1 protein-coding gene is annotated in these 750 nt (G+C 45.3%); it reads right to left on the bottom strand.

Annotated elements, in window-relative coordinates; all coding sequences use genetic code 11:
* Positions 1 to 23: 23 nt before the first annotated feature.
* The gene (locus ABEQ24_RS22750; RefSeq protein WP_430008883.1) at positions 24 to 425 is read right to left on the bottom strand and encodes a collagen-like protein; all 402 of its coding nucleotides are present in this window, start codon (positions 423 to 425) and stop codon (positions 24 to 26) included.
* Positions 426 to 750: the final 325 nt, after the last annotated feature.

The raw sequence follows: 750 nt of genomic DNA, 5'->3' as shown, positions 1-750 counted from the left end.
AACGGGGGATTCCGCTTTTCTAGTTAACGGCAAGAAAATGAAGCTATTCTTTGTGTGTCGATGCCGAAGTAATCCCATCTGAATTGGCGCGGTCTCCATCTGTATCCAGCAACTGACGTTCTGCCGACAAAGGTTGGATAGAACCAAAAACTATTGCCGTTGTTAAGCCAGACGTAAGTATAACGGAATAAACAGCCGCTGATAGCTCCTGGGTCAACTGCAAAAAGGGATGGTCCCTGCTGGGGAATTTGACCTGGCGGCGGACCTGTTGGAGCTTGACCCTGTCCTCCTCCACCAAATCCCGGCGGCTGCCCTGGCGGCATTCCGCCTCCCGGTCCAAAACCTCCCGGACCAAATCCGCCACCTGGTCCAAATCCTCCGCCTGGCGTTCCAATGAATATTTGACGATCATATGGATAATACATATTCACATTCCTCTCCTCATTAGCCTACACATACACCATATGCAGGAATGGAAGAGGGAGTGATAGTGGAATATTCTGCAGACAACTTAAAATTGGCACCAAATAAATAACAATCCATTGAAGGAGAAAAATACGCCTGCGATGAGGACAACAGTTGAGGATTGAATAAGAAAAATGGTATCAAATGGACTCTATGAAGGTATTTAATCTCTAAATTCAGTTATGAACTTGGAGGTCGTTTAGATTTTGCAGCTTACTTTCCAATTCAGAGTGAATACTGTCCAGAATGCCTTTTTTACTAGCGGAAATCTTTCATTTACTTGCC

The sequence above is a fragment of the Metabacillus idriensis genome (genome assembly GCF_050483325.1).
GTDB classification, from domain to species: domain Bacteria; phylum Bacillota; class Bacilli; order Bacillales; family Bacillaceae; genus Bacillus_P; species Bacillus_P idriensis_A.
The sequence above is the reverse complement of the archived record's forward strand: the minus strand, read 5'-3'. Positions and strand labels throughout refer to the sequence as shown.